Origin of the sequence: Roseibium sediminis (assembly GCF_008711325.1) — a bacterium.
Lineage (GTDB): Bacteria > Pseudomonadota > Alphaproteobacteria > Rhizobiales > Stappiaceae > Roseibium > Roseibium sediminis.
Map to the genome: position 1 here is coordinate 47,251 of NZ_VXDB01000025.1, position 8,053 is coordinate 55,303.

The 8,053-nt window shown below is 59.4% G+C and carries 12 protein-coding genes; all 12 read left to right on the top strand.

Annotated elements, in window-relative coordinates:
- Positions 1-166: 166 nt before the first annotated feature.
- The gene (locus tag F0155_RS19650) at positions 167-1,159 is read left to right on the top strand and encodes a phage protease (protein ID WP_150526270.1); all 993 of its coding nucleotides are present in this window, start codon (positions 167-169) and stop codon (positions 1,157-1,159) included.
- Entirely contained in the window at positions 1,156-1,527 is a 372-nt protein-coding gene (locus F0155_RS19655) for a capsid cement protein (RefSeq protein WP_150526271.1), read from the top strand. The genes F0155_RS19650 and F0155_RS19655 overlap by 4 nt, the downstream gene beginning before the upstream one ends.
- A gap of 30 nt (positions 1,528-1,557) precedes the next feature.
- Entirely contained in the window at positions 1,558-2,526 is a 969-nt protein-coding gene (locus tag F0155_RS19660) for a capsid protein (RefSeq protein WP_150526272.1), read from the top strand.
- 83 nt (positions 2,527-2,609) lie between these two features.
- Positions 2,610-3,086 (top strand): hypothetical protein, encoded by a 477-nt coding sequence (locus F0155_RS19665; protein WP_150526273.1) that lies wholly within the window; start codon positions 2,610-2,612, stop codon positions 3,084-3,086.
- Positions 3,087-3,115: 29 nt separating this feature from the next.
- Positions 3,116-3,580 (top strand): gp436 family protein, encoded by a 465-nt coding sequence (locus F0155_RS19670; RefSeq protein ID WP_150526274.1) that lies wholly within the window; start codon positions 3,116-3,118, stop codon positions 3,578-3,580.
- On the top strand, positions 3,577-4,059 hold the full coding sequence (locus F0155_RS19675) for a phage virion morphogenesis protein (protein WP_150526275.1): 483 nt from the start codon (positions 3,577-3,579) through the stop codon (positions 4,057-4,059). The genes F0155_RS19670 and F0155_RS19675 overlap by 4 nt, the downstream gene beginning before the upstream one ends.
- Positions 4,056-4,694 carry a hypothetical protein gene (locus F0155_RS19680; protein ID WP_150526276.1) on the top strand — a complete coding sequence of 213 codons (639 nt, stop codon included), beginning with the start codon at positions 4,056-4,058 and terminating at the stop codon, positions 4,692-4,694. Before F0155_RS19675 ends, F0155_RS19680 begins: the two co-directional genes overlap by 4 nt.
- Entirely contained in the window at positions 4,691-5,260 is a 570-nt protein-coding gene (locus F0155_RS19685; RefSeq protein WP_150526277.1) for a phage baseplate assembly protein V, read from the top strand. Before F0155_RS19680 ends, F0155_RS19685 begins: the two co-directional genes overlap by 4 nt.
- Positions 5,260-5,658: a GPW/gp25 family protein gene (locus F0155_RS19690; protein WP_208999381.1), complete on the top strand. Its 399-nt coding sequence runs from the start codon at positions 5,260-5,262 to the stop codon at positions 5,656-5,658. Before F0155_RS19685 ends, F0155_RS19690 begins: the two co-directional genes overlap by 1 nt.
- Positions 5,655-6,506, top strand: a complete 852-nt coding sequence (locus F0155_RS19695; RefSeq protein WP_150526279.1) for a baseplate J/gp47 family protein — start codon at positions 5,655-5,657, stop codon at positions 6,504-6,506. The genes F0155_RS19690 and F0155_RS19695 overlap by 4 nt, the downstream gene beginning before the upstream one ends.
- Positions 6,503-7,606, top strand: coding sequence for a phage tail protein (locus tag F0155_RS19700; RefSeq protein ID WP_150526280.1), 1,104 nt, complete (start codon positions 6,503-6,505; stop codon positions 7,604-7,606). Before F0155_RS19695 ends, F0155_RS19700 begins: the two co-directional genes overlap by 4 nt.
- Positions 7,607-8,053 (top strand): DUF4815 domain-containing protein (locus tag F0155_RS19705; protein WP_150526281.1); only part of this gene is annotated, 447 nt, incomplete at its 3' end. It lies immediately after the preceding gene.

Sequence of the window (8,053 nt, forward strand, 5' to 3'; positions counted from 1 at the left end):
AAAAAACTCCTGCCGCGCTTTGGTGCCTATTTAAGACCCCCTTAAATTTGATCCTGATTGGCCGCCCCGGATGCGATTTCGCGTCCGGCGTGTTCATCTCGGTTTTAAGCTTAACTGACAGCTGACAGCCCCTCTCAGCCGACCGGCCTTGCGTAATTTCGCGGCCATGACAAATCCGGCTTCAAATACCAACCTTCTGACCTCAACTGGCCTTGCCCTGGAAGTGGTGACCGCTTCTGCGGATGGCGCGGATGCGTTCAAGGCTCCCGAGTGGGTGCAGATCACGCCGCGCGGCAAGGTGCCGTGCCGCGATGGTCGGTCCTTTACATTCGAGCCTGAACGCCTTGTTGCCCGGTTCGAGGCGGAAGGGATCGATGTTCCGATCGATCTTGATCACGGGATCATGACCGGCACGCGCCCGGACGCGGTGGGCTGGATCAAGGAGCTGCAGGCGCGGGCAGAAGGACTGTTTGCCCGTGTCGAATGGCTGGAGAGCGGGCTGGAAGTCTTGCGTGCCCGAACACGGCGGTTCGTATCGCCCACGTTTCATCACACCAAAGAAGGCGTGACGACATGGCTGCATTCAGCCGCCCTCGTTGCCGCCCCTGCGCTCTCCATGGCGGCGCTCGCCCATGCAGACCCAACTTCCCAACAGCAACAGGACATTTCCATGAAAGGAATAGCGGAGGCCCTTGGCCTCAACCCGGAAGCCGACGAGGCGGCCTGCCTTTCAGCTTTCAACACCTTCAAGAGCGGCACTGTCGCCAAGGCCGTTCACGAGGAAACCCTCGCCAAGCTTGAGGCAACCACCAGCGAGCTGAACGGTCTGAAGAAGGCGCAGCACGACAAGGAAGTCAGTGATGTGCTGGAAGCGGCCCTGTCTGCCCGGAAGATCACGCCCGCGCAAAAGGACAGCTACGCGGCCCTGTGTGCGACCGATGAAGGCTTTGAGCAGGTCAAGGCGCTCCTGAGTGCCACTGCTGAAGGGCTTGTCCGCTCGGGACTTGATGAAAAGAAGGCCCCTAATGCTGACGGCGGCTCTCTCGATGCGGCTGCTCTTTCTGCCAAGGCAACCGCCTACCAGGCCGAACAGGCAGCCAAGGGGATCACTGTCGACATCGTGACGGCGGTCAACCATGTGAAGGAGACAAGCGCATGATGCCGCTTATCAAGTCGTACCCGGTCGGCGTTGCCGGGCTGAAGGGCAAGCATATTGCCAAAGTCAACGGCGGCACCGTGGAGACGGCAACAGCTGCCACGGACACCACGCTCGGCCTTGCCGATGAATTCGATCAGGACGCGGGTCAGATGGGCGATGTGATCCTGTCCGGCATCGGCCCGGTGGTTGCGGGCGGCGACATCGACTTCGGCGACAAGCTTATGGCTGATGCGCAAGGGCGCGCGGTCAAGCTGGTCCCGGCTCCCGGCGGCACGGTCGCTGTCGTTGGCACTGCCCTTCGTGACGCTGCTGAGGGGGACATCTTCGACATGCATGTTTCCCCGAGCCTTCTTTCCACCCCGGCCTGATCGGCTGTGAGCACTTAAAGGGTCAATAACATGGCTCCCAATCGTCCTTTTACAGTCGATCCGGTCCTTACCGCGATTGCGATCGGCTATTCCAATCCGGCGCAGGTTTTGATCGCCGACAAGGTTCTGCCGCGCATACCGGTCGGACAGGAAATCTTCAAATGGACCGAGTACCCGGTCGCCGAAGCCTTCACAGTGCCGGAGACGGAAGTCGGTCGACGCGGTCAGGTCAATCAGGTGACCTTCTCAGGAACCGAGCGCGAAAGCTCGACCCGTGACTACGGCCTTGATACTCCGATCCCGATCTCGGATATCAATGTGGCGCGCGCTGCTCGTGAAGCGAAGACATCCAACTATGATCCGGAACAACACTCGGTCGCTATGTTGACCAAGCTTGTCCAGCTTGATCGCGAGGTTCGTTGCGCTAAACGCATTCAGGACCCGAACACCTATGCACCGGGTCGCCGTATTGTTCTCGCAGGTGGAGACCAGCTCTCCGATTATGCCAATTCGGACCCGCTCGGTGTTCTGGATGCGGCGATCGAAGGCACGCTGATATACCGCGCGAATACCCTGGTTATGGGCAATAGGCCCTGGTCGTTCCTGAAGCGCCATCCAAAGCTGGTGAATGCGGTCAAAGGGAACCTGACCAGCGAAGGGTTCATTACCAAGCAACAGCTCGCCGATCTTCTGGATATCAAGGAAGTTCTGGTCGGGGACGCGCATGTGAACACCGCACGTCCTGGACAGGCGGCAAACCTGACTCGGGCTTGGGGGAACTCGATCTCCGCGCTCTATATCGATCCGACCGCAACGAAGGACGAGATTACGTTCGGTTTCACGGCAACGTTCGGCTCCAAGATCGCGGGCCGGATCGAGGACGAGGATATCGGCCTTGAAGGCGGTGTCCGAGTGCGCTCGGGCGAGAAGATCAAGGAAGAGATCGTCGCCAAGGACGTTGGCTATCTGATCCAGAACCCTGTCGCTGAAGCCGCCTGACGCCCGGCGTTCACAATGAAACGACAAGCGGGAGCCGTCTTTCGGCGGCTCCGCGCCATCCTCTTATCCCGGAGACTTTCAACATGGCTCGCAAGGCACGTTCAAACGCTCGCGACAACAGCAAACCGGCTGACGACGCCACCCCGGCAACAGACGACACGAAAACCCATGACGAGGTGGTTTCGGCACCTTCCAATTCCCCTGATGCTGCTTCTGATGCCGCATCTGGTGAAGACGGCGCACCCGGCCCCGAGGACGTTTCGACTGAGGAAGTGCCCGCACCGGAACATGAAGCCGACAAGGGCGCGCCAGCAAGCTCCGAGGCGGTGCCGGTACCGGACGCGGGAGCCAAAGAAGGCGAAGCCAAATCCGAAAGCGAAACAGTCGAAGAAAAAACCGCTGAGGACGAGGCAGGCGAGCCGACAAGGGAAGTCACGCCGCTCTGCCATATCCGGCGCGATGGCAAACTGTTGCCGCCGGGCGTGCCGATCACGGTCACCCGATCCCAGTTCAATGAGCTGAAACGTGCCAAGGCCGTCGAAGGCTCCTTCGACGACTGAAGTCTCCCGATAACTGAAGCAATCCGGCCATGACAACTTACGCGACCATCAATGACATTTCTGATCGGTACCCGAATGACCTGATCATTCTGGCAGCTGACACTCAGACGCGTGAGCTGGACGAAGGCCGGGTTGTCGCCTGCCTTGCAGATGCGGGCGCGGAGATCCGCGCGATCCTTCAGGCGCGCTATTCCGCCGAAGAACTTCGCCGCCTCGATGCCGAAGGTCTTTCAATCCTGAAGGTCTATTCGATCGACATTGCGCTTTACCGGGTGGCGCTGTCCTTCTCGCGGTCAACCGACCAGATCAAGGAACGCTATGAGGCGGCGATCAAGCGCCTTGAAGCGATCGCAACCGGTAAAGGCGGCCTGACCTTTGAAGGGGGGAGCGTTGATCCGGATCTGGCCACAAGCGGCGATATCTCTCCGAACGAGGTTCTGATTGATGTGCCGCCGCGCCCGTTTGGCTCCCGAAGATCGAGGACGCCGCGATGAGCGTCGTCCTTTCCGTTGATACCAGTGGCTTTGACAAGGCGCTCGTTCGCCTTGAGCCTCTTGTCGATCCGAACCTTGGCATGCTCGCCGAGATCCTTTCGGGCGTTGGAGAAAGTCAGACCCGCCGCCGTATCGAGACGGAGAAAACCGCACCTGATGGCACCGAATGGCCAGAGAACGCGGAAGGCACAAGCATTCTGCGAAGAACAGGCGCTCACCTACTCGACAGCGTTGCGTCGCAATCCTCCGGATCGACCGCCGAATGGGGCGCTGCCTGGGAATATGCCCACGTTCACCAGTTCGGCGCGGTCATCAAGCCAAAGACGGCGAAGGCTCTCGGCTTTCATGTCGGCGGCAAGTTCGTTCGGGCAAAGAAGGTTGTCATTCCCGCCAGGCCTTTTGTCGGTCTGTCGAAGGAAAACGAGGCGGAACTCGTTGATGTGGTGACCGACTTCCTTGGCGTTGGAGATGCGGCATGATCGAACCCCAATCCCTTTCGGAGTTGATCGCTGTTGATCCGGTCTTTGGCTTGCAGAAGGCCATCTGTGACACGCTGCATCGCCTGTTTCCTGATGTGTCGGTGCGCCAGCATCCGGGCAAGCTCGATGTTTATGACGTGATTGAAGGCGAGACGATCGCAGCGCCTGCCATTCTGGTTGGCTGGACGGCGATCAAGACGCCGCGCGATGTGACCGGGGCTTATGAGCTGCCGATCGATTTTGCCGCCTATATCATCGCCGAGGACTATGCGGATCGCGCCCAGAACCGGGCGATCGACCGGCAGGCGATTGCCTTTGCCATCGGGTCACGCCTTCTCGACATTCTTCAAGACCCCGATCTGCAATGCTTTGACCAAACTGGGGTTACGCCACCTGCGGCCAAGCCGGAACCCGCCCTTCGTCCACTCTTTACAGCGACCGCTCATGGCAAGGGCACGGCTTATTATGCGGTGACTTGGCAACAGACAATTGTGGGCCTCGGCCCTGATCTGACCGGCGGGCCGACGCCTGCAATGGTCCCCTATGGCGATGCAGATGGACCGGGGCTTACCTTTGCTTCTGACGACGATATTCCGCCCGAGATTGCTGCCCTCATCAAGGAGGACAGCCAATGAGGTCTGAAACAGCCCGCGAACTTCGCACCCTACGGCGCTTGCTCGCCCAAGCAGAAAGCCGCATGGCGCGAATGCATATGACCGGCAAGGTGCATCCCGGTTCTCAGGACATGAAGGCCCGCACGATCCGCCTGGAGCTTGGGGAAACCACAGACGGAAAGCCGATCCTCTCACCGCCTGTTCGCTGGGCTAATCCCGGCAATGGTCGCCTGAAAATTCATTCCGCCCCCGGCGACAACGAGCAAATGACCCTCTTCAACCCATCGGGGACGATCGGTCAAAACAGCCTGGCGCAGTATGCGACCTATGACGATGACAATCCCCCGCCGAGCGACCAGATCGACGAGACGGTCATCAAGTATGGCGACACCGTGATTGTTCTGAAAGGCGATGAGGCCCGCGTCAAGTCGGGCAAGGTCATTATTGAAAGCGATGATGTGAACCTTGGGGGAGACGGCGGCAAACGGGTTGCCCGCATCGGCGACAAGGTCAGCGTCAAGTCCGGCTCTTCAAAGGGCCTTTGGCCGATCGTTGAAGGGTCTTCAATTGTGAAGGCGGTGGACTGATGCGAGCGCTTCGATATCGCCGAGGGTTCCACCCTGTGACGTTCCAGCCTCTTGTCGGCTGGCCGCATGTTGTCCAGTCGCTCGCCATCATCTGGATGACCCGGCTGGATACGCGGGTCATGCGCCTTGATTTCGGCTCGGACCACTTCTCGCTGCTTGCCGAGGACATTACTCCGGATCTCGCCTTGCGGTTATACGATGCGCTCATTGGCGCGGCCCACAAACACGAGCCGGAATACCGGATCAGGACCATGCAGCTGGTCAAGGTTGCCAGAGACGGCACATTGGCTGTTCGCCATGGCGGGGTCTACTACCCTGAAGGCCGGTTCGGGATCTACGACTTTGAACAGGACGTCACGGCAACAGCGCCGCTCCACCACTACCGGGAGGCGGCATGATCGATCTGGAAAAGCTCCCCAAGCCGGAAGTGATCGAGGAACTGGATTTCGAGCAGATCCACGCCGAGCAGCTGGCGGACGTGAAAGCCCGCCTGGAAGCCAGAGGCTATTCCTTTGACACCGGTGGCCTGAATTCGGAAGTGATCGCCATAGTCCTGCAAGCCACCTCTTTCCGCGAGTTGGAGGTACGCAGCCGGATCAACAATGCCGCCCGGTCCAATCTGTTGGCCTTTGCCTTCAAGAATGGCCTTGAACAACTGGCCGCCTGGCTTGGTGTCGCCCGCCTTGAGGGCGAAAGCGACGAGCGGCTGAAGAGGCGGTACCAGCTGGCGACCATTGGTCGGTCAGCTGGAGGACCGCCAGAGCGATACAAGGACATAGCGCTCAAGGCCAGCGCCGAGGTCCGGGACGTGAAGGTCTGGAGCGACGAGGACAGCCCTTTGGTCAATGTCGCCGTCTTGTCGGCGATTGGAGACGGCAGCGCCTCGATGTCACTTCTGGCGATTGTTCGCGCGGCGCTGGAGCAAAAATCCGTCAAGGTCACCAATGACCGGTTCAACGTCATGTCGGCAGTGCGCCGGACCGAAGATCTTCACCTTCGGGCGCGGCTTGCGCCGGATGCCCCGGCCTCTCTCATTGAGGCGATTGGACCGCACCTCAAGTCAGAGTGGGTAAAGCAAGATCTTCTCGGTCTGGATCTGGAACCGTCCTGGATCATTGCGACCGGAAGACTGCCGGGCATAACTTCCCTTGAAGTATTGGCTCCGCATGGCCTGATCGAGGCAAAAGGCTTTGAAGCGATCGCCCTTGGCGATATCGCCGTTGAATATGTCGGGAGGGGCCGATGATCCACACCCTTCTGCCTGACAACTATGCTCCTACAGAGGTTGCGGTGGAACTTGCCGGAGCCTCTGAAGACCGTCTTATGCCCGGCGTGGACCGGATCCCCGGCTGGAAACTCACTTCGCGGTCAGCGTCCCTCATTCCGTTCCTGATCTATGAGTTCGGCCTTGAGGCGCTGGTTCCCTATATTCAGGATCAGTATTTCCTGATTGATGCCGGTCGCCAGTGGGCGCGGGTTCGAGGAACCCACAAGGCCATTGATGACGGCCTCGGCTTTGTGGGCTATGCGGCGGGGATTGAAGAACCTCCCGAGCGCCGCTCGACATGGTGGAAGGTTCAGCTGCATCTGGATCGACTTCGCGACAGCGAGGAAGACCTTGAGCGGATCGACGGGATAGTCGGTCTTTCACTTCCAACGCGCTCCAAACTTCGCCGCGTTTATCACGGTTACAACATCCCGGCAGTTGAGACCGGCTACACCCGGCTCGGGTCCTGCCGGTTGGCAGGAGATAGCGGCGTCAGGGTACGAGGGCTCCGGCCCAAATGGAGTTTTGGCCGCACGCATGATTTCTCCATGCAGCTGGTTCAGGCTGACTATGAGGCGCTCGGCATCTGGATCCCGGAAGTATCTTCGCAAAAATGGATCGACATGGATTTCCCATGGGCCGATGCCAATTTCCGTTGGGCGGATGATGCGGAGATTGCCCGCCGTGTCTCCCTTGGTCAGTCCCTTGAGCAATCCTCTGTTTGGCTGAAGTTTACCGACACGACAGGTGCCGTGATTGGCTACCGGAACGCGACCTGTCGCGCCGTTTCGGCGGCGCTCGACGGCTTTGACGTTTCCGGTAATCGATATGCCCGTGACCGCGAAAACCCGACCCATGTGCTTGCGTTCGGTCGAACAGACTTTGGTGAAGGGTATGGCGCAACCGCTGCGCAGGTTTCTCTCCTGTTTGGCCCTGACCTTACCGATCCAAGCCGCCCCGGCGCTCTCTGGCTCGGGCCTTCCGGTTTAAGTGGCGGTGTCGAGATCGCCGCCCAACCGCTTGACCTTGAGTTCGGCGAAACCGTCCGCGACCACGTCCAGATCCTGATGAGGCTTTAAATGGATTTCGAACATCCCGAATTGGAAAACGTTCGCGACCGGTCTCCGACAGCACCGGCAAACCGCATACGCGTCGAGTTTATCGACGGACGATTTATCGAGGGTGCGGAGCTGAACGAGGTTCAGGGTCTGATTGAGCGTAACATTACAGCTGTTGCAAAGATGTCAGCCGCGAATGGGGACATTCTTGAAGGGGCCGGGATCAAGGTCGAATTGATCGCAGATCCCGCAGCCCCGAATGGTCCTGCGACACACGCCAATATCACCCTGCAGGCGGGCAAGGTCTTCGTTGATCGGGGTCTTGAAGTTGAGGCAGCGTATCTTGAGAATGTGCCGATCTCCGGTCAGGTCTCAGTGGGGGTTCGCAAGCTTCGCGGCTATGTCACTTCCGGGCAGGACGAAACTCTCAAGGGCATTGCCGAAGGCGAGCCAAGTTTCAACGAGCCG